Annotated in this window: 27 protein-coding genes and 1 pseudogene; 11 read left to right on the top strand and 17 right to left on the bottom strand. The window is 69.5% G+C overall.

Going from position 1 to position 26711, the window contains the following annotated elements; all coding sequences use genetic code 11:
• Window positions 1–174 precede the first annotated feature (174 nt).
• The 8 genes from ACIBVP_RS37425 (at window position 175) to ACIBVP_RS37460 (ending at window position 8335) form a co-directional block, all read left to right on the top strand.
• The gene (locus tag ACIBVP_RS37425; RefSeq protein ID WP_396111218.1) at window positions 175–408 is read left to right on the top strand and encodes a hypothetical protein; all 234 of its coding nucleotides are present in this window, start codon (window positions 175–177) and stop codon (window positions 406–408) included.
• A gap of 394 nt (window positions 409–802) precedes the next feature.
• A complete protein-coding gene (locus ACIBVP_RS37430; RefSeq protein ID WP_396111219.1) occupies window positions 803–1678 on the top strand; it encodes a hypothetical protein in 876 nt (291 codons plus the stop codon).
• Entirely contained in the window at window positions 1662–3974 is a 2313-nt protein-coding gene (locus tag ACIBVP_RS37435; protein WP_396111220.1) for a heavy metal translocating P-type ATPase, read from the top strand. The genes ACIBVP_RS37430 and ACIBVP_RS37435 overlap by 17 nt, the downstream gene beginning before the upstream one ends.
• A 79-nt stretch (window positions 3975–4053) precedes the next feature.
• A complete protein-coding gene (locus tag ACIBVP_RS37440) occupies window positions 4054–4290 on the top strand; it encodes a phosphopantetheine-binding protein (protein WP_396111221.1) in 237 nt (78 codons plus the stop codon).
• Window positions 4283–5761 carry an MFS transporter gene (locus ACIBVP_RS37445; RefSeq protein ID WP_396111222.1) on the top strand — a complete coding sequence of 493 codons (1479 nt, stop codon included), beginning with the start codon at window positions 4283–4285 and terminating at the stop codon, window positions 5759–5761. Before ACIBVP_RS37440 ends, ACIBVP_RS37445 begins: the two co-directional genes overlap by 8 nt.
• A complete protein-coding gene (locus ACIBVP_RS37450) occupies window positions 5761–6861 on the top strand; it encodes a FecCD family ABC transporter permease (protein ID WP_396111223.1) in 1101 nt (366 codons plus the stop codon). The genes ACIBVP_RS37445 and ACIBVP_RS37450 overlap by 1 nt, the downstream gene beginning before the upstream one ends.
• A gap of 17 nt (window positions 6862–6878) precedes the next feature.
• A complete protein-coding gene (locus tag ACIBVP_RS37455; protein ID WP_396111224.1) occupies window positions 6879–7637 on the top strand; it encodes an ABC transporter ATP-binding protein in 759 nt (252 codons plus the stop codon).
• Window positions 7638–7864: 227 nt separating this feature from the next.
• On the top strand, window positions 7865–8335 hold the full coding sequence (locus ACIBVP_RS37460) for a hypothetical protein (RefSeq protein WP_396111225.1): 471 nt from the start codon (window positions 7865–7867) through the stop codon (window positions 8333–8335).
• A gap of 51 nt (window positions 8336–8386) precedes the next feature.
• Here ACIBVP_RS37460 and ACIBVP_RS37465 read toward each other — a convergent pair whose 3' ends face one another.
• Together ACIBVP_RS37465 and ACIBVP_RS37470 are read right to left on the bottom strand one after the other, a co-directional pair.
• Entirely contained in the window at window positions 8387–9631 is a 1245-nt protein-coding gene (locus ACIBVP_RS37465) for an MFS transporter (RefSeq protein WP_396111226.1), read from the bottom strand.
• A complete protein-coding gene (locus tag ACIBVP_RS37470; RefSeq protein ID WP_396111227.1) occupies window positions 9628–10695 on the bottom strand; it encodes a PLP-dependent cysteine synthase family protein in 1068 nt (355 codons plus the stop codon). Before ACIBVP_RS37470 ends, ACIBVP_RS37465 begins: the two co-directional genes overlap by 4 nt.
• A gap of 330 nt (window positions 10696–11025) precedes the next feature.
• Here ACIBVP_RS37470 and ACIBVP_RS37475 point away from each other — a divergent pair, with 330 nt between their 5' ends.
• On the top strand, window positions 11026–11217 hold the full coding sequence (locus tag ACIBVP_RS37475) for a hypothetical protein (protein WP_396111228.1): 192 nt from the start codon (window positions 11026–11028) through the stop codon (window positions 11215–11217).
• 83 nt (window positions 11218–11300) lie between these two features.
• Here ACIBVP_RS37475 and ACIBVP_RS37480 read toward each other — a convergent pair whose 3' ends face one another.
• From ACIBVP_RS37480 to ACIBVP_RS37545, 14 genes are all read right to left on the bottom strand, one after another.
• Complete coding sequence (locus ACIBVP_RS37480) at window positions 11301–11822, bottom strand: transposase (protein ID WP_396111229.1); 522 nt, start codon at window positions 11820–11822, stop codon at window positions 11301–11303.
• 129 nt (window positions 11823–11951) lie between these two features.
• Window positions 11952–12311, bottom strand: a complete 360-nt coding sequence (locus tag ACIBVP_RS37485) for a BlaI/MecI/CopY family transcriptional regulator (RefSeq protein ID WP_396111230.1) — start codon at window positions 12309–12311, stop codon at window positions 11952–11954.
• Window positions 12312–12353: 42 nt separating this feature from the next.
• Complete coding sequence (locus ACIBVP_RS37490; RefSeq protein ID WP_396111231.1) at window positions 12354–13796, bottom strand: NADH-quinone oxidoreductase subunit N; 1443 nt, start codon at window positions 13794–13796, stop codon at window positions 12354–12356.
• Between the two features lie 13 nt (window positions 13797–13809).
• A complete protein-coding gene (locus ACIBVP_RS37495) occupies window positions 13810–15324 on the bottom strand; it encodes a NuoM family protein (protein WP_396111346.1) in 1515 nt (504 codons plus the stop codon).
• A 7-nt stretch (window positions 15325–15331) separates the two neighbouring features.
• Window positions 15332–17185, bottom strand: a complete 1854-nt coding sequence (locus ACIBVP_RS37500) for an NADH-quinone oxidoreductase subunit L (RefSeq protein ID WP_396111232.1) — start codon at window positions 17183–17185, stop codon at window positions 15332–15334.
• A 6-nt stretch (window positions 17186–17191) separates the two neighbouring features.
• Window positions 17192–17497 (bottom strand): NADH-quinone oxidoreductase subunit NuoK, encoded by a 306-nt coding sequence (nuoK, locus tag ACIBVP_RS37505; RefSeq protein ID WP_396111233.1) that lies wholly within the window; start codon window positions 17495–17497, stop codon window positions 17192–17194.
• Window positions 17494–18051, bottom strand: coding sequence for an NADH-quinone oxidoreductase subunit J (locus ACIBVP_RS37510; RefSeq protein WP_396111234.1), 558 nt, complete (start codon window positions 18049–18051; stop codon window positions 17494–17496). Before ACIBVP_RS37510 ends, nuoK begins: the two co-directional genes overlap by 4 nt.
• Window positions 18052–18053: 2 nt before the next feature.
• On the bottom strand, window positions 18054–18983 hold the full coding sequence (locus ACIBVP_RS37515; protein ID WP_396111235.1) for a complex I subunit 1 family protein: 930 nt from the start codon (window positions 18981–18983) through the stop codon (window positions 18054–18056).
• Window positions 18976–20067, bottom strand: a complete 1092-nt coding sequence (locus tag ACIBVP_RS37520) for a hypothetical protein (RefSeq protein ID WP_396111236.1) — start codon at window positions 20065–20067, stop codon at window positions 18976–18978. The genes ACIBVP_RS37515 and ACIBVP_RS37520 overlap by 8 nt, the downstream gene beginning before the upstream one ends.
• 116 nt (window positions 20068–20183) lie before the next feature.
• Window positions 20184–20528 (bottom strand): NADH-quinone oxidoreductase subunit A, encoded by a 345-nt coding sequence (locus ACIBVP_RS37525; RefSeq protein ID WP_396111237.1) that lies wholly within the window; start codon window positions 20526–20528, stop codon window positions 20184–20186.
• A 183-nt stretch (window positions 20529–20711) separates the two neighbouring features.
• Window positions 20712–21968: an NAD(P)/FAD-dependent oxidoreductase gene (locus ACIBVP_RS37530; protein ID WP_396111238.1), complete on the bottom strand. Its 1257-nt coding sequence runs from the start codon at window positions 21966–21968 to the stop codon at window positions 20712–20714.
• A gap of 37 nt (window positions 21969–22005) precedes the next feature.
• Window positions 22006–22425, bottom strand: a complete 420-nt coding sequence (locus ACIBVP_RS37535; RefSeq protein WP_396111239.1) for a DUF6153 family protein — start codon at window positions 22423–22425, stop codon at window positions 22006–22008.
• A gap of 31 nt (window positions 22426–22456) precedes the next feature.
• Complete coding sequence (locus ACIBVP_RS37540) at window positions 22457–23311, bottom strand: F510_1955 family glycosylhydrolase (protein ID WP_396111240.1); 855 nt, start codon at window positions 23309–23311, stop codon at window positions 22457–22459.
• A gap of 105 nt (window positions 23312–23416) precedes the next feature.
• Window positions 23417–23824 (bottom strand): four-helix bundle copper-binding protein, encoded by a 408-nt coding sequence (locus ACIBVP_RS37545; protein WP_396111241.1) that lies wholly within the window; start codon window positions 23822–23824, stop codon window positions 23417–23419.
• A 161-nt stretch (window positions 23825–23985) separates the two neighbouring features.
• On the opposite strand from ACIBVP_RS37545, the gene ACIBVP_RS37550 reads away from it, so the two are divergent.
• A complete protein-coding gene (locus tag ACIBVP_RS37550) occupies window positions 23986–24978 on the top strand; it encodes an IS481 family transposase (RefSeq protein WP_396111347.1) in 993 nt (330 codons plus the stop codon).
• Between the two features lie 39 nt (window positions 24979–25017).
• Here the strand turns inward: ACIBVP_RS37550 and ACIBVP_RS37555 are convergent, their stop codons facing one another.
• Window positions 25018–25221: a zf-HC2 domain-containing protein gene (locus ACIBVP_RS37555; RefSeq protein ID WP_396111242.1), complete on the bottom strand. Its 204-nt coding sequence runs from the start codon at window positions 25219–25221 to the stop codon at window positions 25018–25020.
• Window positions 25222–25284: 63 nt separating this feature from the next.
• Here ACIBVP_RS37555 and lnt point away from each other — a divergent pair.
• Window positions 25285–26688, top strand: a pseudogene (lnt, locus tag ACIBVP_RS37560) (apolipoprotein N-acyltransferase); the annotation flags it as partial.
• Window positions 26689–26711: the final 23 nt, after the last annotated feature.

Raw genomic sequence — 26711 nt, forward strand, 5'->3', positions numbered from 1 at the left:
AGCGTGGACTGCCCACTAACCAACTACGTACTATCTGACTTAGTGGATTGCTGTCGTCATGGTGTCGTTGGCAGCAGGTCGACATCCGCCCTCGTCCACGGCGATTCGCTCCGGGGAGCGGGATCCGTGCGTTGGTGGGTCCCGCTCCGTTTTCTACGTCCACAGGAGTCCGCCATGGGCGATCAACACGATCCATGCGGTATAGCGGCCGCTTGGCAGCAGGCCGCCGACAAGGTTCGGGAACTACGGTGCGATGACGGTGATGCGGGCGCTGTGGCCTGGAACGGTGTGATCGACCGGGCAGTCAGGTTGCTCGAACAGGAAGCATCCGACGCGCGTGCGATGGGCAGGATGGCTTACCTGCTGATCGTTGGCAACGTGACGCCGTCCGCGGATTCCCCGGCCTAGGTCGCTAGGCGATTACCGAACTGTTGGTTCGTCATGTTTGGGAAAAATGCGACTAGTTCGGCTCGATTCAATTGCCTGCATTGCGATATGCAGACGGTCGCGCGGGAATCGAGCGGTAACCACGTGGTCACCCGATGGTCGTTTTGACTTGTAGGGCAGGGTGAACCGGCGAAGATTGGCATGGCGTCTTGGTACCCCTCGTGGGTATCGTGCATGGAGCGGCTCGTGGGCTCAATTGACCATTGTCAGGGGACTGCACATGAAAACGTTGGTAAAACTCGGCGCGTTCACTTGCGCGTTGGTACTGGTATTCGGAAGCGCTTATGTGGTCGGGCGCGTCGTGGGACCGCCTCCGACATCCGCGGCCACACCAGCCGCCGCTGAACCGGCGGCGATGGCACCGGAGGAGGAGTCCAACGGGCTGGCGGTCTCGCACGAGAGCATGACGTTGAAGGTGCTGACCGACAGGTTCCCGGCCGGCACCAAGCAGACGTTCGCGTTCCAGATCCTCCAGCACGACGGCACGCCGCTGGTGAAGTACAAGCCGCAGCACGACAAGCTGATGCACCTCATCGTCGCCCGGCGGGACCTGACGAACTTCCAGCACGTGCACCCGAACCTCGGCCCGGACGGGGTCTGGCGGGTGCCGCTGACCATCGAAGAGGCCGGCGAGTACCGGGTTTTCGCCGACTACATGCCGCTGTGGGGCATCCACGGTGAGACCCTGGGCGCGGACGTGTCGGTGTCCGGGAACTACCAGCCGAGGGCGCTTCCGAAGCCGTCGGCGACCGCGACGGTCGACGGGTACACGGTCTCGCTGAAGGGCAAGCTCAAGCCCGGGGAGAGCGGGAAGCTCACTCTGACCATCTCAAAGGACGGCAAGCCGGTCACCGACCTGGAGCCGTACCTCGCCGCCTACGGTCACCTGGTTGCCTTGCGTGACGGCGACCTGGCTTACCTGCATGTGCACCCCGAGGGCACGCCGGGTGACGGCAAGACCAAGCCCGGTCCCGAGATCGTCTTCTACGCGACCCCGCCGAGCTTCGGCGACTACGGGATGTTCCTGGACTTCCAGCACCAGGGCAAGGTGCGGACCGCCGCGTTCACTGTGCACGTCGAAGGGCCGAACCCGCCGCCGCACGGCCTGACCGAGGAGGCGTTCGAGGCGGCGAAGGCCAAGAACGAGAAGGCCGCGATCGAGGGCGGCGTCACGACCGGCGGTACCACGGGCGGCAGCACGGGAGGGGCGACGCATGGCCACGGAGGCTGAGCTGGTCGTCGGCGGGATGACCTGCGCGTCGTGCGCGGCGCGGATCGAGAACATGCTCAACGAGATGGACGGCGTGACGGCTTCGGTCAACTACGCAACGGAGAAGGCGAAGGTCACGTTCGAGCCGTCGGTCCAGGTGTCCGATGTGGTCGCGGCCATCGAGGAACTCGGCTACACCGCGACCCCGCCCACGGCGCCGAAGCCGGCTACGTCCGACTCGGAGGAGCTTTCCGACGAGGCGGACGAGCAGGACGCCGCACTGCGGGCGGCGCGTAACCGGGTGCTCATCGTCGCGATCCTGACGGTTCCGGTCGTCGCGATGTCGATGTTCCCGGTCTTCCAGTTCAACTACTGGCAGTGGGCGTGTCTCGCGTTGGCGGGACCGGTGGTGGTGTGGGGTGCGTTCCCGTTCCACAAGGCCGCGTTCGCGAACCTGCGTCACGGCGCGGCGACCATGGACACGTTGATCTCGGTCGGCACGTTGTCGGCGTTCGCGTGGTCGCTGTGGACGTTGTTCCTCGGCGAGGCGGGCATGCCCGGGATGAAGCACCCGTTCCGCATCACGATCGAGCGGACCGCCGGTGAGGCGAACATGTATCTCGAGGTGGCTGCTGGGGTGACGTTGTTCATCCTGTGTGGACGCTATTTCGAGGCGCGGGCCAAGCGCCGGTCCGGTGCAGCGCTGCGGGCGCTGCTCTCTCTGGGCGCCAAGGACGTCGCCGTGTTGCGCGATGGCGTCGAGGCGACGATCCCTGTCGCCGAGCTGGCTGTCGGGGACCGGTTCGTGGTGCGGCCGGGTGAGAAGGTGGCGACCGACGGTGTGGTCGAGGAGGGCTCGTCGGCGGTCGACGCGAGCATGGTCACCGGCGAGTCGGTGCCGGTCGAGGTCGGTGCGGGTGACGAGGTCGTCGGTGCCACCGTGAACGTGGGCGGCAGGCTCGTGGTCCGCGCGACCCGGGTCGGCGCCGACACGCAGCTCGCGCAGATGGCGAAGCTGGTGGAGGACGCACAGAACGGGAAGGCGAAGGTCCAGCGGCTCGCCGACCAGGTGTCCGCGGTGTTCGTGCCCGGCGTCATCGGGCTCGCGCTGGCGACGTTGGGCTACTGGTTCGGCGCGGGCGAGTCGACCACGGCAGCGTTCACCGCGGCGGTCGCCGTGCTGATCATCGCGTGCCCGTGCGCGCTCGGCCTGGCCACGCCGACCGCGTTGCTGGTCGGCACCGGACGCGGTGCGCAACTGGGGATCCTCATCAAGGGCCCGCAGGTTCTGGAGTCCACGCGGCGCGTCGACACCGTGGTGCTGGACAAGACCGGCACGGTCACCACCGGCGAGATGTCCCTCGTGGACATCGTGCCTGCCGACGGGGTGAAGGGTGCTGACCTGCTCCGGCTCGCCGGCGCACTCGAGGACGCTTCCGAACACCCGATCGCCCGTGCCATCACCGCCGGCGCCCGCGAACGGGTCGGCGAGCTGCCTGCCGCGACGGGCTTCGTCAACGAGGCGGGACTCGGCGTGCGGGGCACCGTGGACGGTTGCGAGGTGATCGTCGGCAGGGCGTCCCTGCTGTCCGAGTGGGCCGCCGAGCTGCCCTCCGAGCTGGCCACCGCCAAGGCCGAGGCGGACGCCGCGGACCGGACGTCGGTCGTGGTCGGCTGGGACGGTGCGGTGCGTGGCCTGCTCGTCGTCTCCGACACGGTGAAGCCGACGAGCGCTGCGGCCATCCAGCAGCTGCGACGGCTGGGCCTGTCGCCGGTCCTGCTGACCGGCGACAACGAGGCAGCGGCCAAGGCGGTCGCGGCCGAGGTCGGCATCACCGAGGTGATCGCGGAGGTGCTTCCCGCCGGGAAGGTCGGCGAGATCAAGCGGCTGCAGGACCAGGGCCGTGTGGTGGCCATGGTCGGTGACGGTGTGAACGACGCGGCCGCGCTCGCGCAGGCCGACCTCGGGCTCGCGATGGGCACCGGCACCGACGTTGCCATCGAGGCCGCCGACCTCACGCTGGTGCGGGGTGATCTGCGGGTGGTCGCGGACGCGATCCGCCTCGCCCGCAAGACACTCGGCACGATCAAGTCCAACCTGTTCTGGGCGTTCGCGTACAACGTCGCCGCGATCCCACTCGCGGCGGGCGGGCTGCTCAACCCGATGCTCGCCGGCCTGACCATGGCCGCCAGCTCCGTGCTCGTCGTGTCCAACAGCCTGCGCCTGCGCACGTTCCGCGCGCTCGTGTCGAGCGAACCGGTCGGCACGACCAGCCCAGCCACGGTCGAACCGAGGCAGATGGTCGGCACCTCCTGAACACCCGGCGTGGCGAGGTGTCCCTGGCGCAACCCTCGCCACGCCGGAATCCCCAACGAACACGGAGGATGAGGTGAGCATGGACGGGCTGTTGACGCCTGCGGCGATCCGGACGGATGTCGCAGAGGCACTGCATCGCCATCCTGACGAGAACTTCGACGACGAGGACCTGTTCGAGTGCGGGCTCGACTCGATCCGGCTCATGACGTTGCTCGAACGCTGGCGCGCGGCGGGTGCCGAGGTCACGTTCGTGGACCTGGCCGAGCGTCCCACCGTCAAGCACTGGGTGCGGCTTCTGGTCGGCGACCATGACTGATGTGTCGTTGAGCCGCCGGACGTGGCTCGGTCTCGCTGCGGTGCTCGCCGCGACATTCATGACGCAGGTCGACGGGTTCGTCGTCAACGTCGCGAGCCCGTCGATCCAGCGCGACCTCGACGCGGGCTTCGACCAGATCCAGTTCATCGGTGCTGCCTACGTCATTGCCTTCGGGGCGCTGCTGATCACCGGCGCGCGGCTCGGCGACCGAGCCGGGCACCGGGCGGTGTTCCTGTGGGGCGTCGCGGGGTTCACCCTGACGTCCCTGCTCTGCGGGCTCGCGCCAAACGCGGAGTTGTTGATCGCCGCCCGCTTCCTGCAGGGCGCGACGGCGGCTTTCATGGCGCCCCAGGTGTTGTCGATCATCCGGGCGACCGTGTCGGACACCGAGCAGCGGGCCAAGGTCATCGGCGTGTACGGGGTCGTGATCGGGCTCGGTGTGATCAGCGGCATCGCGGGCGGCGGGATCCTCGTCGACCTCGACATCGCGGGGCTCGGCTGGCGGCCGGTGCTGCTCGTGAACGTGCCCATCGGCGTGGCGATCCTGGTGTTCGGGCGTCTGCTGCCCACGAGCGGTGCGGGCACGGGACAACGCCTCGACCTCGTCGGCGCGGCGTTGACGACCATCGGGTTACCAGCCCTGCTGGTGCCGCTGATCTTCGGGCCGGGTGGCAGCTCGTGGCTGTGGCTCGGGCTGATACTCGCGGCCGTGGCGTTCGCCGTGTTCGCGGTGCAGCAGCGAGCCCTGCATCAACGCGGTGGTGACCCGCTGTTCCCGCCACGAGTCGTCACGGCGCGCGGGATGCGCCTCTCCCTGCTGACCGTCATGTCCCTGTTCGCCACGAACTCCGGGCTGTTCCTGGTGTTCACCTACTACCTGCAGACCGGGCTGGGGCTGACGCCGTTCGTCGCCGGGCTGATGTTCGTGCCGCTCGGCGTCGGGTTCTCCCTCGCGTCGGCCGCCAACCGGTGGCTCACCCGCCGCATCAGCGCGCCGATCCCGGTGCTCGGCTGCGCCACCGTTGCCGTCGTACTGCTCGGCGGCGCGGTGATCACGCAGGCACCGCAGGACGCACAGCCGGTGCTGCTGGCCGTGATGATCGGTGTCGCCGGGCTCGGCCAGGGCATGGTGGTGGCGCCGCTCGTCGCCGGGATTCTCAGCCGCGTGCGCCCCGACGAGGCGGGGGCAGCGTCCGGCATGGCCACCACCACGACCCAGTTGGGCCTCGCTCTCGGCGTCGCGGTGGCTGGTGCCTGGTACCGCACCGTTCTCGGCGCGACACCCGGCGACCCGGGCGTTCCGTTCGACGACCACGCGACGGCGTTCGCGGCCGCCGCAGTGCTGCTCGCCGTGCTCGCCACCGCCACCAGCCTGCTCAACGCCCGGTTGCACCGGATCCCACCCGACCCCGTCGACGAACCGGTCGAGCCAGCGGCGCCGCCGACGGCCACCACAGCGAGGAGGAGCTGATGACGTCCACTCGAACACCGGTACGTGCGCTACCCCGGCAGCGCGCGTCCGGAGGCGGATCGACGGCGCGGCCGGCGCCGTTGCACGCGGTGCCGTTGCCGGTGTCGCTGTTCGTGCTGGGTGCGCTGCTGGTCGTGGTGATCCTCGTGGCCGCCGCGGTCGGCTCGGTGACGTTCTCGCTCGGCGACAGCTGGCAGATCGTCCGCGCGCACATCTTCGGCGGTGTGGTCGACCCGGCCCACGACCAGATCATCTGGCAGTTCCGGATCCCGCGCGTGCTGCTCGCCGCGCTGGCGGGCGCCGGGCTCGCGGTGACCGGGGTGGTGCTGCAGGCGCTGGTGAACAACCCGCTCGCCGACCCGTTCATCCTGGGCGTGTCGGCGGGCGGCTCGGTCGGCGCGGTCACCGTGATGGCGCTGGGCGCGGGCGCGCTCGGCGGCCTGGGCGTGTCCGGTGCGGCGTTCCTGGGTGCGATGCTCGCCGTCGGATTGGTGTTCCTGCTCGGGCAGCAGGGCGGCAAGCTCAACCCGGTGCGGCTGGTGCTCGCCGGTGTCGTGGTCAGCTACGTGTTCACCTCGATCACCAACTTCCTGCAGCTGCAGACCGAGCCCAACAACATGCGGGCGATCATGTTCTGGCTGCTGGGCAGCGTCTCCGGCGCGCACTGGGACCAGCTGCACGTCGCGGGTGTCGTGGTCATCGCGTCCACGCTGCTGCTCACGCTGTACGGCAGGCAGCTCAACGCGCTGGTCACCGGCGACGAGTCGGCCACGGCGCTGGGCATCGACGTCAAGCGGCTGCGGCTGATCCTGATCGTGTTGAGTTCGCTGGTCGCGGGCGTGCTGATCGCCGTGGCCGGTGGCATCGGCTTCGTGGGGCTGATGGTGCCCCACCTGGTGCGGCTCACGTTCGGCGTCGACCACCGGCGGCTGCTCCCGCTGGCCGCGCTCGTCGGCGCGATCTACCTGGTGGTCGTCGACCTGCTGTCCCGCACCGTCGACCCGCCCAACGAGCTGCCGCTCAACATCCTGACCGCACTCTTCGGCGCGCCGTTCTTCATCTGGCTCATGCGCCGGGATCGGAGCCTCGCCCACTCATGAAACTCAACGTGCAACAGGTGAGCGTGAGCATCGGCGGGAAGCCGATCCTCCACGACGTCGACCTCGAGGTGGCTCCCGGCGAGTTCGTCGGGCTGATCGGGCCCAACGGCAGCGGCAAGTCGACGCTGCTGCGCACGATCTACCGGTCCATCCGCCCGACGGCCGGGGTCGTCCTGCTGGGCGACCAGGACGTCTGGAGCATGTCCGCCAGGACGGCCGCCCAGCACACCGCGGCGGTGCTCCAGAACAGCCCGACGCCACCGGGCCTGACCGTGCGAGAGGTGGCGGAGCTGGGCCGCACCCCGCACCACGGCATGTTCGACCGCACCGGCGCGACCGACCGCGAGATCGTCGACGCCGCGCTCGAGCGGACCGGCATGGCAGACCACGCGGACCGGATCTACGGGTCGCTGTCCGGTGGCGAGCGGCAGCGGGTGCTGCTGGCCCGCGCGCTCGCGCAGGAGCCGAAGCTGCTCGTGCTCGACGAGCCGACCAACCACCTCGACATCCGGGCCCGGTTCGAGCTGCTCGAGCTGGTCCACACGGTCGGCGTCACCACGCTGGCCGTGCTCCACGACCTCGACCTCGCCGCCCGCAGCTGCGACCGGCTGGTCGTGCTGGACCGGGGCAGGGTCGTGGCGTCCGGGCCGGTGCTCGACGCGCTGACGCCCGAGGTGCTGTCGTCGGTGTTCGGCGTGACAGCGGCGACGGAGCGTCACGACGACGGGATAGTCCGGGTCACATACGGCGCGCGACCGCTTGCCAAGGCCAGCTAGTTCGTCTGTGTCCGCTCCAGGAGCCCGGTCGACGACCGGGCTCCTCCAATCGGGTGTTCTTTGTCTGGTTTTCCCTGGTAACACGCTCGCGCCAGACATGACTCCCACTCGTACACCTTGACGACCATATACCCCCTACCAGTATGTTCAGGCGAAGCAGATACCCCCGGGTGGTATTCGCTGGCGCTGGGGTTCGTTGCCAGACAAGAGAACCGGAGGTAACCGTCGTGAAGATCGTGGTGAAGGGACCCACCTGGAACTTCATCCAGCACCTGCTGGAGATGACGATCGCGATGTTCGTCGGCATGTTCGCGCTCGGCATGCCCGCGGAGATGCTGTTCGAGCAGATGAGCTGGACGGCGGTAACCGAGGACCTCGTGCCCAGGACGCTGCTGATGGCGACCTACATGAGTATCGGCATGGCCGCGTGGATGCGGATCCGGGGCTGTGGCTGGCCCGCCATCATCGAGATGAGCCTCGCGATGTACGTGCCGTTCCTGATCATGTACCCGTTCTACTTCGCGGGCGTGGCGTCGACCACGGCGGTGATGGTCGTCGGGCACGTGCTCATGACGCCCGCGATGGTCGCCGCGATGCTGTTCCGCCTCGACGAGTACACCGGTGCTCACAAGCACCACAAGAAGGAGACGGTGAAGCCGGAGGAGAAGCAGGAGCTGGTCGCGCAGACCGAAGGATGACCTGCGACGACGGGGCGGGATCCGGGCAACGGATCCCGCCCCGTTCGTGTGTCAGGCGGCGACCGGTTCTCGTGTCAGGAGCTTGGCGCGGTCCATCAGGTGCAGCCCCAACGCGCAGGCTGCGCCGACGGCGGCCATCCCGAGCCACGGTGCCTCCGGCAGGCCCGCGGCACGGCCGAGGTCGAGCACGCTGCCGGTGAACAGGTTGCCGAGCAGGATCCCCACGCCGACCACGGTGTTGTAGAGCCCGTAGTGCGTGGCGACGAGGTGGTTGCCGGACAGGCGCACGATGGTGTCCATCTCGAACGGGAAGATCGCGATGGTGCCGAGCGCGAGCAGTGCGGCCGACACGAGCAGCGCGCCGCCCATCAGCCACGGGCCGCCGCGGGCGACGACCAGCGGCACCCCGAAGGCGGCGGTGTTGAGGCACATGCCGATCGCCATGCAGCGGGCGTGTGTCCACCGCGCTCGGAACCAGTCGGTGATCCGCAGTTGCCCGGCGATCGCCAGCGCGCCGGAGACCACGAACAGGGCGGTGACGAGGGCCGTGGCGGCGGTGCCGTCCGCGATCCGGCGGGCCTCCAATGGCAGTGCCAGGTACACCTGGAACGTCAGCACGTAGGACCCGATCATCACCAGCGCGAACAGCACGAACGGGCGGTTCGCCACCACTGACTTCCACTCGGTCAGCACCGACGGCCGGGCACCGGGCTCGGTGGCCGCCTTGTGCTGGGGGAGTGCGTGGATCTGCAACACCGTGAGCAGGGCGAAGACGCCCGCCGCCACCAGGCAGGTCAGCCGGAAGTCGACCGCTGTGAGCAGGAGCCCCAGGACCGGGCCCAGCAGGATCCCGGCCTGGTAGAAGACGTTGAACATCGCGAACGCCTCGACGCGGCGGTCACCGGCGTCGGCTGCGAGGTAGGCCCGGACCGCCGGGTTGAACAACGCGCCCGCGAAGCCGGTGGCGGCCGAGGCGATCACGAGTGCGGGCAGTGAGTCGACGAACGCGAGCAGTGCGAACCCTGCTGTGCGCAGGGTGCAACCCGCCACGATCAGGGGCTTGTACCCGAGCCGGTCGGCGAGCGTCCCGCCGACCAGGAACATGCCCTGCTGGGAGAAGTTCCGCACGCCCAGCACCAGGCCGACGGCCCACCCCGCCAGGCCGAGCGGCCCGGCGAGGTAGGCGGCCAGGTAGGGCATGAGCATGTAGAAGCCGATGTTGATGGTCAGCTGGTTGAGCATCAACAGACGGCTGGGCAGGTCGAACCCGCGGTACTGGGTGACGAGCCGCTTCACGGCTTGCTCTCCGTCCGCTGGGCAGGGTCGACGACGACCCGGCACCGGGTCCACCGCCGGACGACCCGCTCGGCGGGATGGCCGATCACGTCCGGTGCCGCGGGCGGTGGTGCGGTCAGCAGGTCGTGTCGTGCGCAGTACTCGTCGTTGTAGACGGTGTCGAAGTACCGGTGCGGGCCGTCGGGGAAGATCGCGGCGACCCGCACGTCCGGTCCGTGGGTCCTGGCTACCCACGCGGCCACGAGTGCGACCGCGCCGACGCTCCATCCGCCGGTGGCGTGGTGGGTCGCGGCGAGCCTGCGGCACGTCCACACCGCCTCGGCGGGCGCGACCCAGTGGACCTCGTCGAAGGCGTGGTAGGCGACGTTGCGCGGGTAGATGCTCGAGCCGAGGCCACGCATGAGGCGCGTACTCGCCGGCTGACCGAAGATCGTCGAGCCGATCGTGTCGACCCCGACCATCCGCAGGTGCGGGAAGTGGCTGGACAGGACCCGGAACACGCCCGCGGAGTGGCCGCCGGTGCCGACCGAGCACACGAGGATGTCGACGCGATCCATCTGGTTGGCGAGCTCCTCGGCGAGCCCGGCGTACGCGGCCACGTTGTCCGGGTTGTTGTACTGGTCCGGGCACCACGCGCCCGGGTTGGCGGCGAGCAACTCGGCGACACGGTCGCGGCGGGCCTGCTGCCACCCGCCGGTGGGGTGCGGCTCGTGCACGACGTCAACGCGGGCGCCGTGTGCGAGCAGCATCCGGTGCACGATGGGTTCCATACCCGGGTCGGTCACCAGGCTGACCGGGTGCCCGTGCTCGATACCCGCGAGCACCAGCCCGAGGCCGAGCGTGCCGCTGGTCGACTCGACGATCATGGCTCCCTCGGGGAGATCACCACGTTCGCGTGCCCTGTCCACCATGTACAGGGCGGGCCGGTCCTTGATGCCACCGGGGTTGAAACCCTCGAGTTTCGCCCAGAAGCCGGTGCCGGAGTCCTGGAACGGGTCGTCGAGCCACAGCAAGGGTGTGTTCCCGACTGCCTTCGCGGCGGAATGGCGGCGAGGCTTGGGCACGGTTCGTCGTTGTGTCCGGGCGTGGTCGTTCGTGAGAATGCGAGTCACTGTGGAGTCCTCGAAAGTCATGCGCACCACGACGGGCGCAAGTGGACGGACGTGGAGGGGCGGACCTCGGCACGCCGGTCAGGTCCGGGACACGCACACAGTGGTGAGAACGTCGCGGCCGGAGCGCGGTTCTGGTCTTCGCTGTAATGGCGGGACCATTGGTTCGATGTCGGCTGTCGACGCGTGCGACGCGGACGCCGCCACGTGCGGCCAGCCCGCGTCGGCATGCGCGTGCCGTGGTGTCCGCCCGGGCCGCTCGACCACTGCGCTCGGCGAGTACTCGTGATCGACCCGGCAGTGGTAACTGCCGTGGTGACCGTGGTCGTCGCGCTGGTCGGCCGCCGGACCGTCGAGGGACTGGTGATGAGCGACTTCGTGCGCTCTGCCGCACAGGTCACCGTGAATGGTCAGCGCCGCGACCAGGCTGAGCAGCAACATGCCCAGCAGACGCCAATGGTCGCGCTGCGGAACTGACCGACTACTCACGATCACCGACTGTAGCGCGACGGTGGGAACTCGGCGGGAACTGCCCGCTGGTCAAAGGAAGGGGCGAACCCTCACCTGCCGACGGATGCGACCCATCCGAGTTCGTCGGCGAACGCACTGTTCTGGGCGGCTTGGGCGACCTTCGCCCACGTGCCGTCCGAGCGCCAGCGAGCCAGGCGCGCGTAGAGCGTCTGCCACGGTCCGAACGCCGGGTGTACCTCACGCCATGGCACGCCGTTCCGGTGCTTGTAGGCGATGCCTTCGAACAGGCGTCGTGTGCGTGCCTCGTCGCCCAGCAGAGGCTCCAGCAGTTGCCATGCCGCGTCCGATACCTGCGCTTCGACAGGCTCGGCCGGCCGGGTTTTCGGTTCGCTGGGCGGCTTGAGTTGGAAGCCGAGTTCGACGATCGCCGCGGTCACGGATTCCGGGCTCGCCCGCCGAGGATCCAACTGGACCTGGACTTCGCGGGTCTTGTACTTCGCGTGCGCGGTGTGCACGCCGGGAAGTGCGCGCAAGGTGTCGTCGATCAGGCTTGCGCAGTCGTCGCAGTGCATGTTCTTGATGTGGAAGGTGTGGGTCGCCGTCTCCACCATGCACTCCTCCAACCCCTGGCAGACGGCGCGTGTCTACTATCGCGCACCGTAGGTTGGAGGTTACCGGCTGTGCCCCGGTTGCTACTAGGCCCCCTCGTAGATTTTCGGTACCAGGGTAGGGTATTGCGATCAACGGCGCCGCTTCTTGCGCAGCGCGCCGCGCAGGATGTCGGTCTCCTCGTCGGACACCGAGGCCACGAAGTGCATCAGCACGCCGTGGGGGTCCCCGGACGTGTCGAGGATGTGCCGCAGTGCGCGTGCCGCGGCCTCTTCGCGGGTCATGACCGCGTTGTACAGGTAGGCCTTCCCGTCCAGTTCCCGGTCGACCCACTCCTTGCGATGCAGGTTGTCCAGCACGGTCATCACCGTCGTGTAGGCGAGCTGCCGTCCGGTGTCGAGCCGTTCGAGCACCTCGCGCACCTTGCGCGGGATGCCTTCGCGCCACAGCACGTCCATCACCGCGGCTTCCAGTTCGCCAAGACCGTGCATGCCACCTCCCTGGTTTCGGCGTCATCGTAGGGGTTCGACGCGTCAGGGACGGAGAAGACCGCCGTCGATCGCGGCGAGGACCGGCCCTGCCGCGAGTCCGACCACGATGGACACCACGGCCGCGACGTAGGCGGTGAGGGTGCCGGTGCGGCCTGGGTGGGGGAGGTCGTCACCGGAGCGCATGGCGGGCACGATCCATCGCAGGTAGTAGAAGACGCTGGCGACGGTGTTGACCGCCGCGATGACGAGCAGCCACCACAGGCCCGCGTCGGCGGTGGCCGTGAAGACCGTGAGCTTCCCGGCGAACACGCCCGTGGGCGGGGTGCCGACGAGCCCGAGCAGGCAGACGGCCAGGCTGACGGCGAGCCAGGGGTGGTGCCTGCGCAGGCCGCGGAAGTCGTCGAGGGTGTGGGCCTGGGGGAGGGCGCAGACCACGGCGAACGCGCCGAGGTTGGTCACCGCGTACGCCGCGACGTAGAGCAGCAGGCTGGACAGCGCGAGGTCGGCCTGCTCGGCCACGGCAACGGCCATCAGGAGGTAGCCGACCTGGCTGATCGTGGAGTAGGCGAGCAGGCGGCGCACGTTGGTCTGGAAGAACGCTCCGAGGTTGCCGAGTGTCATCGTCACGGCCGCGAGCACGGCGATCAGCAGGGGCCAGTCGAGGCCGGTGGAGGCGACGGGGACGGCGGCGAACCGGTACAACGCCACGACCGCGCCGATCTTGGGGATCGTGGTGACGATGGCGCCGACCGCGGGACTCGTGCCTTCGGTGACGTCCGGGACCCAGAAGTGGCCCGGCACGGCTCCTGCCTTGAACAGCAGCCCGGCGAGCACCGCGACCACACCGACCGCGGCGGCCACGGCGGGTGCCATGCCCGCCATGTGGTGGAGCGTGGTGTAGTCGCTGCCCGTCCCAACACCGGCGAGGATCATGACGCCGAACAGCATGACGGTGCCGAGCAGCGCCCCGAGCAGGTAGTACTTCAGGCTTGCCTCGGTGCCGAGGCTGTCCTTGGCGAACGCGACCAGGGCGTAGAGCGGCACGCTGGCCAGCAGGTAAGCGGCGGCCATGAGCAGGAGATCGTTGGCGCCGGCCAGCAGTACCGCACCCAGCGCGCCGAGCAGCAACAGGATCACGAACTCGGTCTCGCGTGCGTGCCCGGCGATCTGCGGGCTGGCCATCGCCAGCACGAGCAGCACGGACACGAGTACGGCGAGCCGGGTCGCGGCGGTGGCGGTGTCGATCGCGTAGGTGCCCGAGAACACCGACGCGGGTTCCTGCGGCCAGTCGACGACGGTGTAGACCAGCGCGGCCACGGTCGCAGCCGCTGCGAGGGCGCGGACCAGCCACTGGCGGTGGCGGGGCAGGAACGAGCCGAGCAGGAGCCCGAGGACGGCGGTGCCCGCGAGCAGCAGTTCGGGCATGAGCATGCCCAGGTCCGCGAGCATCGTCGCGGCCATGTCCTCCGTCATGTCCGGGTTCACGAGGCTGTCCTGTTCACCGGCTCACCAAGGTGCCGAGCACGTTCGCCGCGGGTTCGACGAGGTCGAGCAGGAACCGGGGGAACAGGCCGAGCACGATCGTCAGCACCATCAGCGGCGCGATCGAGAGCGTCTCGGTCGCGGTGAGGTCGGCGACACCGGGACCGGGGGTCTGGGGGTCGCTCCGCGGAAGACGGCTGTTGGCCGGTCCCAGGAACACCCGTTGGTAGGCGCGGAGGAACAGCGCGGCGGTGACGAGGATCCCGAGGAACGCCAACGCGGTCGCGACAGGTGCGCCGGGCAGGGCGCCGGTGAAGATCTGGAACTCGGCGATGAACCCGGAGAACCCGGGCAGGCCAAGCGAGGCGAACGCGGCGATGGCCGTGAGACCGGCGAACCGGGGTGCCGTGCCCGCGAGCCCGCCGTAGGAGTCGAGGTCGTACGTGCCGCCGCGCTCGTACAGCACACCGGCGAGCAGGAACAACGCGCCGGTGATGAGGCCGTGGCTGACCATCTGCGTGACCGCGCCGGTGACCGCGAGGTCGTGCGCCTGCTCGTCCGATGTGGACAGCAGCCCGGCGGCGCCCACGGCGAGGATGACGTAGCCCATGTGGTTGACCGACGTGTACGCGATCATCCGCTTGAAATCCTTCTGCGCCAACGCGACCAGCGCGCCGTACAGCACGCTGACCACCCCGACGACCACGATCGCCACACCCCAGGAACGCCAGGTCTCCGGGAGCATCGGCATCGCGATCCGCACGAACCCGTAGGTGCCGAGCTTCAGCAGGACCCCGGCGAGGATCGCCGATCCCGCGGCCGGAGCCTCGGTGTGTGCCGGTGGCAGCCAGGTGTGGAACGGCACGGTCGGCGTCTTGATCGCGAGCCCGACCACGAGCGCCAGCAACACGAGCGCGGCGATGGTTCCCCGGCCTGCCAGGGGGTTCTGCTCGGCGAGCAGGACGATGTCGAACGTGTGCGGCTCCGCGGCGAGGTACAGGCCGATGAACCCGAGCAACAGCGCGAGCGACCCGACGAACGTGTACAGGAAGAACTGCAGCGCCGCCTTCGCCGCGTTGCGGTGCCCCCACCCGGCGATGACGAAGTACATGCCGACGATCGACAGGTCGAAGAACACGAAGAACAGGATCAGGTCCAGCGACACGAACACGCCGAGGCACACTGTCTCCAGGAACAGGAACAGCGCCGCGAACGACCGGAGCCGGTCGGTCTGCCGGAACGAGTAGATCGCGCAGGCGAGGAACAGCACGGCGGTCAGCGCGACCAGCGGCAGGCTCAGGCCATCGACGCCGATGTGGTAGCCAGAGCTGACGCTGGGGATCCAGCGCCGGTTCACCTCGTAGGCGTACCCGGGACCGGACTCGTAGCCCAGCCAGAGCACAACCACGAGCCCGAGATCGACCGCGCTCACCGCGATCCACGTCCAGCGCACGACCGCGTCACTGACACGCGGCACGGCCAGCAGGGCCGCGGCCGCCACGAGGGGCAGGAAGACGACGATGCTGAGCACGCTCACCTCACCTTCGTCCGATCAGGAGCAACAGGACGGCCAGCGCCGCGAGCGCGACGACCGCCTGTGCGTAGTAGTGGTGCAGCTGGCCGGTCTGCGGGCGTCGCGCCAGCCTGCCCAGAGCGCGGAACCCGTCGGCCACCGCGCGCACGGCCCGGTCGACGGACCACTCGGCACGCGCGTCGACCACACGGGCGAACGCGGCGCCGACGGCGGCGGTGGCCTGGACGCTTCCGGCCACGGCACGGTCGTCGAACCGGGCCAGCCGGTCGGCGCCCGCGAGCATCGGCCGGTAGACCAGCGCGCGGGCAAGGCGCTCCAGCCCGAACCATGCCTGCAGACCTTCCCCGACGCGCAGGTCGCCCCGGCGCCGCGTCACGACCGCCGTCGTGCCCGCCGCGAGCAGCGCGAGCGCCCCGGACAGCACCAGCTCCCACCAGGCCGGGGCCACGTCGGAGCCGTCGAGCACGACGTCCGCGAACCCGCCCCACACCGAGGGGACGACCACGACGCCGAGCGCGACGGCACCGACCGCGAGAACCGGGAGTGGCACGCGCTGCCACAGGTTCACCGTGCCGGTGCCCTGTTCCTCCGGCACAGCGTCCGGAATGGACGGCGACCACACCAGCACGACCGCGCGGGTCGCGTAGGCGGCGCTGAGCACCGCGGCCGCCAGACCGACGAGGTACAGCGGGGCCGAGTCGTGCAGTGCGTTGGCGAGCACGTGGTCTTTGGTGACCCACAGGGACAGCGGCGGGACACCTGCCAGCGCAGCCGCCCCCACGGTGAACGCGACCCCGACGACCGGGAACCGGCGCGCCGCACCCCGCAGGACCGGGAGCTGCTTGCTGCCGATCGCCGTCAGCCACGCCCCCGCGCACAGGAAGAGCAGGCTCTTGGTGACCGCGTGCGTCACCAGATGCCCGGCCCCAGCAGCTGCACCGCCCGCCCCCGCAGCGAGCACCATGAATCCGACTTGGGCACACGTGGATGCCGCGAGCAGCTGCTTGAGGTCGGTCTGGGCGACGGCCACCGCGCCGAGCAGGAGCGCGGTCAGCGCACCACCCCACGCGACGACGGTCGCGGCCCACGGCGTGGCGGCGAGGAGCGGCTCGAGCCGCACCAGCAGGTAGGCGCCCGCCGCGACCATGGTCGCCGAGTGCAGCAACGCGGACACCGGGCTGGGACCGTCCATGGCACGGGAGAGCCAGAAGCTGAACGGCAGCTGTGCCGACTTGCCGAACGCCGCGACCACCAGGCTCGCGCTGACAACGTCGCGCCACCCGTCGGGCAACCCGCTCAGCCCGGCCAGTTCCAGACCGCCGAGCCCGCCCGCCAGCGCGGCACCCGCGGCCAGGTACAGGCCGAGGTCCCCGCCGCGGGTGGTCAGGAACGCGATGGTGCCGGACGTCGCGCGCCTCGGCTCGCGCCACCAGTAACCGATCAGCGCATAGGACGCCGCTCCCATGACCTCCCAGGCCATGAGCAACGCCAGCAGCGTGGTCGCGGTAACGGTGACCAGCATCGCGCCGGAGAACAGCAGCATGAGACCGAAGAACCGGGCACGGGCCTCGCGGTCGTCGAACTCGCCCGCCGCGAACACGAGCACCGCCAGGAGGACGACCGCGACGACGACCACCATCACCGCGGACAGGCCGTCGACTCGCAGGGCGAACGCGATGCCGTCCAGGTAGGTGGCGGAGACGGCGGGTCGTTGCACCGCCGTGAGCACCGCGAGGACGACCGTGGCGGCGGCGGTGGCCGTCGCGGTCACCGCGGCGAACCGGTCGGCGCGACGACCGCCGACCAGCAAGGCACCGCCCACGACGAGCGGCAGCGCGACCAGGAACCAGAGCGACACGGCCGATCAGTCCTTCAGGTCCGCGGCCATGTCGGTCATGTCGACGTCCCGAGCCCGGAACACGGCGGTGGTGACCGCGAAGCCCGCGGCCATCTCGATCGCCATGGCGGTGATCGCGAGGACGATGACGACCTGTCCGTCGGGTCGGTCGGGTGCGGTGAAGTACCAGAACGCGGCACCGCCGACGATGATCCCGTTGACCATCAGCTCCAGGCCCATCATGATCATCACGATGGACTGCTGGGACAGCGCGCCGTAGAGGCCGACGCTGAACAGCCCGGCGGCCAGCAGCAGGTAGTCGGACAGACTCACAGCCCACCTCGCACGGGGTCGTCGGGACGCTCGCGGTCGAGGCGGTCGCCGTACCGGTCGTACCGGCCCCGGTTCGTGGCCAGCACGACGGTGGCGATGATCGTGGCGAACAGGGCCAGGCCCAGGACGATCATCGTCAGCATCTTCGGTCCCATGAGTGCCTCGCCGAGCGCCATGGTCGGGTCGGCCGGACGTGGGGCGTCCGAGGCCGGCCAGTCGATCAGGTAGGCGCCCGCGCCCAGCACGACGAACGTGCCGGTCGCGATGACCAGCGAGCCCTTCTTGTTGTGCACCATGGACATCGGCATGAGACCGGCCGGGTTCATCATGTACATCAGCATGAACACGACCATGATCACCATCTCCATGACCATCATGAGGATGACGAGCACGCCGAGGTAGGTCAGCTCCACCAGCAGTACGGTGCCCGCCGCGAAGAGGAACGAGGCCAGCAGCGCGAAGGTCGCCCGCGCCATCGAGTCCACCCGGAACACCGCGACACCGGTCGCGACGGAGCCCGCGGCACACACCCAGAACAGGACCTCACGCCACATCGCTATCCCTCCTGGATGACCACAATGGACACGAACAGTGCCTGCAGCAGGGTGGCGGGGATGAGGACCAGCCAGGCGATCTCGGTGAACCGCTCCATCCGGATCGTCGGCAGCCGTCGCCCTGCCCACACCAGCACACCGAGCACGGCCGCCGTCTTCACGAGCGACCACAGCCAGCCCGGCAGCAGCGGCCCGCTCCCGCCGCCGAGGAACAGCGGCACGGCCATCGCGGCCCCGGACACCAGCAGCAGCCACTGCCCGGCGACGAACACCAACCGGTCCACACCGGACAGCTCGGCACGGGCGCCACCGGCGAGGTCCGCGCCGGTCGCGTGGTCGAACGGCCGGAAGAACGCCATGGCCGGCACCGACACCAGGTAGACGACGAAGGCGACCGGCATCCACACCACGAACCACACGTCCTGCTGCGCGGCGACGACATCGCGGACGCGCAGCGACCCGGCGCCGAGGGCGGCGGTCGTCAGCACGAACATGTGCGGCAGCTCGTAGGCGAGGCCCTGGGCGACGAAGCGGTAGCCGCCCACCAGGGAGAACGCCGAGTTCGGTCCCCACCCGGCGAGCCACACCGCGGCCCACGCGACGATCTCCATCGCGTTGAACCACACGACGCCGACCGGCATGTCGGTGACCGCCCAGGTGCCCAGCGGGGTGGCCAGGGACGCCATGACCGCCGCGAACAGCAGCGCGACACCGGCGCCGCGCCACAACAGCGAGTCGGCGGCCAGCGGCCGTCGTCGCTGCTGCACCAGGAGCCCTGCCGTCGACCGCAAGGGTTCGATCGCTGACGGAAGCGCGCGTCGGCCCGCCGCCCGGCCCGCGAGGACCGCGTCGAAGGACGCCCCGCCCAGCGCGAAGAGTGCCAGGAGCGCGAGCAGCAGGAGCCCGCCCCACCACGGCGTGACCTCAACCACGGTGCACCTCATGGACGGCGTGGAGTTCGAGGTCGAGACTGGCGACGATCAACCGGGCGGTCGCCAGCTCGGCTCCTTCGAGCAGGGCAGGCAGGGCATCGACCGTCCACTGTGTCCCCGGCTGCTCCGTCGTCGTGTCGAGCCACCGGTGGAGGCGGTCGAGCGCGTCGTCGCCCGCCGAGGTCACGCCGACGCCGGACAACAGCCAGCGCAACGTTCGCGAGCGACGGACACGCGCAGCCCAGCGGCGCACGTCGGGGGAGTGCCCCGCGAGTACCTCGTCCCGCAGCCGCTGAGCGGTGGTGGCCGCGTCCTCCCAGCCAGCCAGGGCGAGGAGCCGGTAGCACGAGTCCAGGCGGCGGGCCACCGGGTGGTGGGACCAGAACGTGTCGTGGTGTGCGGCGAGCAGTTCGACGGACGCCTGCTGGATCACGTCGCCCTGGAGTCGTGTGTGGACGATGAGCCCGGCGGGCCAGAGCGGGAGCGCCGGGCCGAGCGGCACGTGCAGCTGGTCGAGGGTGAGCCCGTCCCGGTCCTCCGCGCGATCGGCCATCGCCACGCCACCGGGCATCTCCATGCCCGCCATGTGATGGTCGTGTCCACCGTGGCCCATGTGGCCGGAACCACCGTGCTGGTGACTCATCTCATGGGCGCTGCCATGTCCGCCGTGGTCGTCATGCCCGCCGTGAGACTGGTGCCCGCCATGGGATGTGTGGTCGCTGTGTCCGCCATGGTCGCCATGAGACGCGTGGTCGGCGTGATCTTCGTGACCCTCGTGGGCTTCGTGCGTTCCGTGGCCTTCGTGGGTTCCGTGCTCGCTGTGCTGCTCGTGGCTTGCCTGGGGCTCGTGGTCCTCGTGGGCCATCCCTTCCGGGGAAGCGGCACGTGCGGCTTCCGCGCGTTGCCGTTCGGTGTCGTGGAGCATGCCGAGCACCGCGTCCAGCTCGTGCTCGGCGTGCGTCGCGGTCGCGACGTCCACCCGCACCCGAGGGGCGGGCACCGTGTCCCAGACCCGCCGAATGTGTTCCTCGAACCGGTGATCGGTACCCGCGACGATCACCGTGTTCGCCTCGCCAGGGCTCATCGCCAAGCGCCACCCCCGTTCCCGGATGAGCCGCTCGACGGCAAGCCGAGCCTCAGTCCCGCCCGGCGCGGTGAGCAGCAACACACGGGGAGCGGTACGACGGAGGAGCCACGAGGTCACGTCCACCGCAGCGCACCCTCCCGCCACGCGTAGGTGACGCCCGCGAAGAGGATGCCCAGGAAGACGAACATCTCCACGACCGCCGTCACCCCTTCCTCGGCGACGACGAGCGTCCACGGGTACATGAACACCATCTCCATGTCGAACGCCAGGAAGATCATCGTGAGCGTGTACCAGCGAACGTGGTAGCGGGAGACCGCGTGCTCGGTCGGCTCGTGCCCGGACAGGAACGGACGCACGTCGGTGAGGGTCCGCCCGAGCCGGACCAGCGTCGCGAGCCCGTACAGACCACCCACGACGACGATGACGGCGACGAGCAACACCACCACGCTGGATGTCACGCTCGCCTCCTTCTACCTGGGCAGATGTTATGGCCCCGGTGCCGCGTCCGCGACCCGGTTGAATATACATCTACCCCCTATGGGTATATAGCGTGATTCGCCGCGGCGTACCGGGCGCATCGGTCGCCAACTATCGCACTACGTACGACTGGGCATCGTTGGTCCCCCATCACTCCGGCTCGATCAGCGCTGTGGGGTGACTTCCTGTAGTAGATCGGACACGCGATCCGGCTGATCGACCGCGACAGCACCGATGAGGGTTCCGTTGTCGTGGTACCGCACGAGGAAGCCGGGATGATCACTCTCGACGACGGACTCGGTGCCGTACGGAAGGCCGACGACGTGTACCTCGTGCGTGTAGAGCCGGGTCGCGAAGCTCCGTGCGGCCACGGCCGAAAGGCCCTGCCCGAGCAGCGTCGCAGCCGCACGCTGCGCGTCGCTGACGGTGAGGTCCCAATGGCTCCACTCGAACCTCTGGCCGTCGGAGAGCGCCACCTGGTGCGAGATCACATCACCGACCGCGACCACGCCCTCCGCGGGCTGACCGGTGCTGGTGAGCACCTGCTGCTGGTCGTCGGTCCGGACGACGCCACTGACGTCGAGGCCCGAACCTGCCAGCCACTCGGTGTTGGGAACGGTACCGACGCAGGCCAGGACCACGTCAGCGTCGATCGTCGTGCCGTCCGCGAACTCCACGCGCTGCCGGTCACCTGGATGGACCGCGACGACCCGCTCTCCGAACCGCAGGCGGACGCCGTGGTCCCGATGCCTGCGCCACACCCATTCGGCCACGGTGGAACCGAGGCTCTCCGTGAGCGGGTGGGGCCGACGGTCGGCGACCGTGACCTCCCACCCGAGCGTGGCGGCGACGGACGCGACCTCCATCCCGGTCAGCCCACCGCCGACGACCACGAGGTGCCGCGGTCCGGAGTGGAGTACCGACCGCAGTCGCTCCGCGTCCGCCATGGTGCGCAACTGGAGGGCCTGCGGCGCCGACTTGAGTGTTCTGGCGCGTCGGCCGGTGGCGATGACCAGGCCGTCGTAGTCGATGCGGCGGCCGTCGTCGACCTGGACCTGCCTCGTGGCCAGGTCCAGGCCCACCGCCTTGTGACCGAGGAACCACCAGAACCCCTTGACGGACGACGGAGTCGACACGCCGTGCCAATCGGGATCGCTCAGCGCCACTGTGGACAGTTGCGACCGGTCGTACGGCGGTAGCGGCTCGGCTGTGATGCCTAACAGGGGGCCCGAAAAACCTCGTTCCCGGAGTGCTTCCGCAGTGCGCAAGCCCGCGATACCACCGCCAACGATGATGATCCTCTTCGTGGTGCCGGCGAGTGCTTCCTGCCATTCCCGGGGGAGTTGCTCGTGTAGATCGTGACTGACCATGTCGACCTCGATGTCCTTCGCTGCGGGGATCAGGGCAGGCGAAAGCGGCATTCGTGCTCGGAAGAGCCGAACGCCGCCGCGGGACCGATCACAGCCGGAGCACGCCCAGTACGGTCAGAGGTGATGCCGGGACGGGAGGTGGATGCGGTGGCCGCCGCCGCGGCGCGACCTGCGGCAGTCGTTCGTCGTCCGGGTTTCTGGCCGACCTGCGCGCATGGCCCCACAGTCCGATGAGCGCCAGGCCCGCGACGAGCACGGCGAGGCAGAGATGCAGTAGGTCGTCAACGCCGTGGTGTGTTCGACGGCCAGTGGTGGGGGCCTGCTGGTCGGCTGATGGTGACACGGCCGACATCACGTCGTCCGGCATCTGAACGGACATGCTGGACATGGGCTCGGCCGGTGCGCCGCAGGGCTGTGACATCCAGCCGAGGTGGTGCATCCCGATCAACCCGAAGGTCAGCACGCACAGCAGAAGCCAGCGCGTGGTGACCACCTTGGGGCTGATCATGATTCCACCGTACTTGTTCAGACCATTGGCGTCAGCCGTCGACAGAAGTGAAGGACGCGCCTCCGTCGGCCGACCGGTGGATGCCGCCGTCGGTCGCGACGTAGATCTCCGACGGTCCCCTGGTCGCGAGCGCTTCCGGCGCCCCGGGCGCCGAGCCTGCGCTGGTCCACGTAGCCCCGGAGTCGGAGCTGCGTTGGACGGTGCCGTCCGGTGAGACGGCAACCAACGTCGACTCGGCCGGCCAGTCGACGAGCAGGAGTGTCGGTGCGTTCGGCACGGGGGTGAAGGTGCGCCCGCCGTCCGTGCTGCGCGCCAGCCCCTGCTCGGTGGTGGCGAGGAGCGTGTCGGGGTCGGCGGGGTCGACGGCGAAGTCCGCAAGGGACAGCCGTGCGCGCCGGTCCCATGTCTTTCGATCCGTGCTGACCATGACCTGCTGGGTCTGGCTGTCGAAGCCGTACACTTGGCCGTGCTTCGCCTCCAGGGCGTGGAAGTCGACCTCACCGGAGAGGGAGAGCGTACGCCAGGTGCGGCCGGTGTCGGTGCTCTCGATGAGACCGAGGTGCGGCGGCCGGTCGGTGTCGTCCGGACTCGGGTGCCCGCTTCCCAGGAAATGACCGGGACCCACGACGGTGAATCCCATGGTGTCCTGCGTCTCGGATACTTTGACCGGTTCCCCGCCGTCGGAAACGCGGAACACGCCGTGGTGGCTGGCCGCATAGAGAGCGCCGTCGGCGGGATCGACTCCGAGCCCGTGCACGTGGGCGAGTTCTGTCACCTCCCCGGCGGCCGCGGGCGTCTCACCGGCCTGTTGCTGACCGCACGCAGCCAGCAACAGGCCGGTGACCACGAGCGGGACGAGCCGCCGGACATGGTGGTGTCGCGCCACAGGGGTCTCCTCGGTCGCCGTTCTTACTATGCAGCATAGTTGCACCTGCGTACACGACGGCCAGGTACCGGCCACGGTGCTCCGATCGGCGGCTCACGGTTGGGTTCAGCCGAGCGTGGACAGGAGTTCGCGGCACGCCTGCTCGCAGCGGTGGCAGGACTCCGCGCAGACCCGGCAGTGGTCGTGGTGGCCGGCGTGGCGTTCGCACTCGTCGCCGCAGGCCTTGCACGCCGTGGCGCACGCCTCGAGCGTGGCGCGGGTGAGGGTGGCGTCGTAACCGGTGTGCCGCGACAACACCCGCCCGGTCGTATCGCAGATGTCAGCGCAGTCGAGGTTCGAGCGGATGCACTTGGTCAGGTCGGCGACGCTCTTCTCGCTCAGGCAGGCGTCCGCGCAGGCCGTGCAGGCTTGGGCGCACGTGAAGCACTCGTCGATGCAGCGGGCGAGTGCCTCTCGGTCGACTCCGCCGAGGTCAGCGGGGTAGGTCTCGAGCATCTGTGCGGTCTGGCTCATGATCCCTCCGGTCGTCGATCGTTCTACTAGGCGGGCTAGTTGTGATGTCCAGGGACGTTGTTCTGGTTTGGGGTGATGTTGGTCTGTCGTGCTGACAGGTGAAGGCCTCTGGTTGTGAAGTGGAGCTGTCTAGGAACCGCTTCACATGTCCGGAGGCCTTCGTGTCCCACCCTAATGCTGCGTTGACCCCGCGTGCCCGGCTGCGTCTTGCTCGTCTGGTCGTCGAGGAGGACTGGCCGCCTGCTGAGGCGGCGAAGATGTTCATGGTCGCGGAGAAGACCGCCCGGAAATGGGCTGACCGCTACCGCGACGAAGGCATCGCGGGAATGGCCGACCGCAGCTCGCGCCCGCATCACAGCCCGACCAAGACCGCCGAGCCGGTGGTGCGGCGGATCGTGGCGTTGCGGTGGCGGCAGCGGCTGGGGCCGGTCCAGATCGCCGGCCGGCTGGGCATCCCGGCCTCGACGGTGCACGCGGTGCTGGTCCGCTGCCGGATCAACCGGCTCACCCACCTCGACCGGGTCACCGGCGAACCCTTACGCCGCTACGAACACCCTCACCCGGGCTCGCTTCTGCATGTCGACGTCACCAAGTTCGGCAACATCCCCGACGGCGGTGGCCACCGCTACGTCGGCCGCCGCCAAGGCGCCCGCAACAGACGCGCCACCCCAGGACTGTCCCGAGGCACAGACCGAAACCCCCGCACCGGCACCGCGTTCGTGCATACCGTGATCGACGACCACTCCCCCGTCGCCTACGCCGAGATCCACACCGACGAAACCGCGGTCACCGCGACGGGCGTGCTCAAACGAGCGGTCACATGGTTCGCCCACCACGGAGTCACCGTCGAACGCGTGCTCTCCGACAACGGCTCCTGCTACCGCTCCCACACCTGGCAGGACACCTGCACCGACCTGGGCATCACACCAAAACGAACCCGGCCCTACCGGCCGCAAACCAACGGCAAGATCGAACGCTTCCACCGCACCCTGGCCGACGGCTGGGCCTACACCCGCCACTACCAATCAGAACACGAACGCCGACAAGCCCTGCCCGACTGGATCCACTTCTACAATCACCACCGAGCACACTCCGCCCTCGGAGGCCAACCACCCATCACCCGGCTGACCAACCTCCCCGGACATCACAGCTAGTAGAGCGGCGTACCCGGGTGCCGAGGCGGTAAACAGGGCTCACGTCGGCCAGTGGTCGTCCTCGTCCGGTCCGCCGAGGAGTGCACGTGTCCGCCACAGGACCAGCACGACCGGGAGCAGATCGTCGATTCCCTGTCGGCACTCGGCGCAGTCGGCCGCATGGCGGTAGAACTCCTGGCGTTCCCCGTTGGACAGGGCACCGAGCAGGTAGCACGCGGACGTGGTGATATGTGGGCAGTGCACCGAGCGGCTCCAGACGATCGCTACTATGCACGATAGTAGAACGTTGCCGGAGGGGACCGCCACATGACCGTCGACCCCGCATCACGGCGTGCCGAACGAGGCCGCGCCGCCGTGCGGTGTCTTCTGACGCTCGTGGCTGGTGCGGGCCTGTACGTCGCATCGCCGCCGCGTGAGCTGTGGTGGCTGGTGCCCGTGTCCTTCGCCGTGTTCGCCGCGGTGGTCAGGGGTCGTTCGGGGAAGGCCGGGTTCGGCCACGGGTTCCTGTTCGGCGTCGCGTACCTCCTGCCGCTGCTCGGGTGGCTCGACGACTTCCTTGGCGCGGAGTTCGGCATCTGGCCCTGGGTGGGGCTGACCGTGCTCGAAGCCGTGTTCTTCGGGGTGGCGGGCGCGGGGATGGCCCGCGTGAGCCGCCTGCCTGCATCTTCCGTGTGGATGGCGGCCGTGTTCGTGACCGTCGAGGCGGTGCGCTCGCGCGTGCCCTACGGCGGGTTCCCGTGGGGGCGGATCGCGTTCACCCAGCCGGAAGGCGTCTTCCTTCCGTTGGCCGGTGCCGGTGGTGCCGTGCTCGTGTGCTTCGCCGTGGTGCTCACGGGATGTGCGCTCGCGGTGGCAGTCGCCAGGGTGCGGAGTGGACGATGGCGGGCCGCTCTCGCGCTCGCCGTGCTGCCAGTGGCCGCGGGAGCCGCGATGCTGCCGACCGTCGACGCTGGTGCCGACTCCGATCGACTGACTGTTGCGGTGGTGCAGGGCAACGCGCCCGACGACGGCATCCGGATCCGCGGCCGGAGCGCGGAGATCCGGGCCGGGCATGTCGCGGAGGCACGTGAGCTGATCGCGGACGTCGGCGCGGGGAGGGTGCCGCCACCGGATCTGGTGGTGTTCCCGGAGTCGTCGACCAGGTTCGAGGCGGATCGCCGGGACCCGGAACTCGATCACCTCGCCGAAGCGCTCGGGGTCCCGGTGCTCGCCGGCGGGGTCGCCGAGGCACCCGACGGGCGTGTGAGCAACCGGATGGTGCTCTGGATGCCCGGGCAGGGCGCGACGGCCGAGTACGCGAAGCAGCGGCTCGTGCCCTTCGGCGAGTTCGTCCCGCTGCGGAGCGTCGCGGCCGCGCTGACGCCGTTCTCAGATGATCCGGACAGCGACATGGTCCCGGGTGACCGGCCCGGCCTGTTCGACGTCGGCTCCGTCCGGATGGGCGTCGCCATCTGCTACGAGGTCGCCTACGACGACGTGCTCGGCGAGGCCGCCCAGGCCGGCGCGCGGTTGCTCGTGGTGCCGACCAACAACGCCTGGTTCGGCCGGACCGAGATGACCTACCAGCAGCTGGCGATGGCCAGAGTGCGCGCCGTCGAGCACGGGCGAGCCGTGGTGGTCGCGTCGACCAGTGGGGTGAGCGCGATCGTGCTCCCCGATGGCACCGTGACCGCGCGGACCGGCCAGTTCACGGCGGAAACGCTGGTCGACAGCGTTCCGTTGCGATCGGATCG

Source organism: Actinophytocola sp. NPDC049390 (assembly GCF_044466355.1).
Classification (GTDB): Bacteria; Actinomycetota; Actinomycetes; order Mycobacteriales; family Pseudonocardiaceae; genus Actinophytocola.

Bases quoted from the DNA above. Each gene is read 5' to 3' on its own strand.
- ACIBVP_RS37425 (WP_396111218.1), top strand. From the start codon at position 175: ATGGGCGATCAACACGATCCATGCGGTATAGCGGCCGCTTGGCAGCAG.
- ACIBVP_RS37430 (WP_396111219.1), top strand. From the start codon at position 803: ATGGCACCGGAGGAGGAGTCCAACGGGCTGGCGGTCTCGCACGAGAGC.
- ACIBVP_RS37435 (WP_396111220.1), top strand. From the start codon at position 1,662: ATGGCCACGGAGGCTGAGCTGGTCGTCGGCGGGATGACCTGCGCGTCG.
- ACIBVP_RS37440 (WP_396111221.1), top strand. From the start codon at position 4,054: ATGGACGGGCTGTTGACGCCTGCGGCGATCCGGACGGATGTCGCAGAG.
- ACIBVP_RS37445 (WP_396111222.1), top strand. From the start codon at position 4,283: ATGACTGATGTGTCGTTGAGCCGCCGGACGTGGCTCGGTCTCGCTGCG.
- ACIBVP_RS37450 (WP_396111223.1), top strand. From the start codon at position 5,761: ATGACGTCCACTCGAACACCGGTACGTGCGCTACCCCGGCAGCGCGCG.
- ACIBVP_RS37480 (WP_396111229.1), bottom strand. From the start codon at position 11,822: ATGGTGGAGACGGCGACCCACACCTTCCACATCAAGAACATGCACTGC.
- ACIBVP_RS37485 (WP_396111230.1), bottom strand. From the start codon at position 12,311: ATGCACGGTCTTGGCGAACTGGAAGCCGCGGTGATGGACGTGCTGTGG.
- ACIBVP_RS37510 (WP_396111234.1), bottom strand. From the start codon at position 18,051: ATGTGGCGTGAGGTCCTGTTCTGGGTGTGTGCCGCGGGCTCCGTCGCG.
- ACIBVP_RS37520 (WP_396111236.1), bottom strand. From the start codon at position 20,067: ATGAGCCCTGGCGAGGCGAACACGGTGATCGTCGCGGGTACCGATCAC.
- ACIBVP_RS37530 (WP_396111238.1), bottom strand. From the start codon at position 21,968: ATGCCGCTTTCGCCTGCCCTGATCCCCGCAGCGAAGGACATCGAGGTC.
- ACIBVP_RS37535 (WP_396111239.1), bottom strand. From the start codon at position 22,425: ATGATCAGCCCCAAGGTGGTCACCACGCGCTGGCTTCTGCTGTGCGTG.
- ACIBVP_RS37545 (WP_396111241.1), bottom strand. From the start codon at position 23,824: ATGAGCCAGACCGCACAGATGCTCGAGACCTACCCCGCTGACCTCGGC.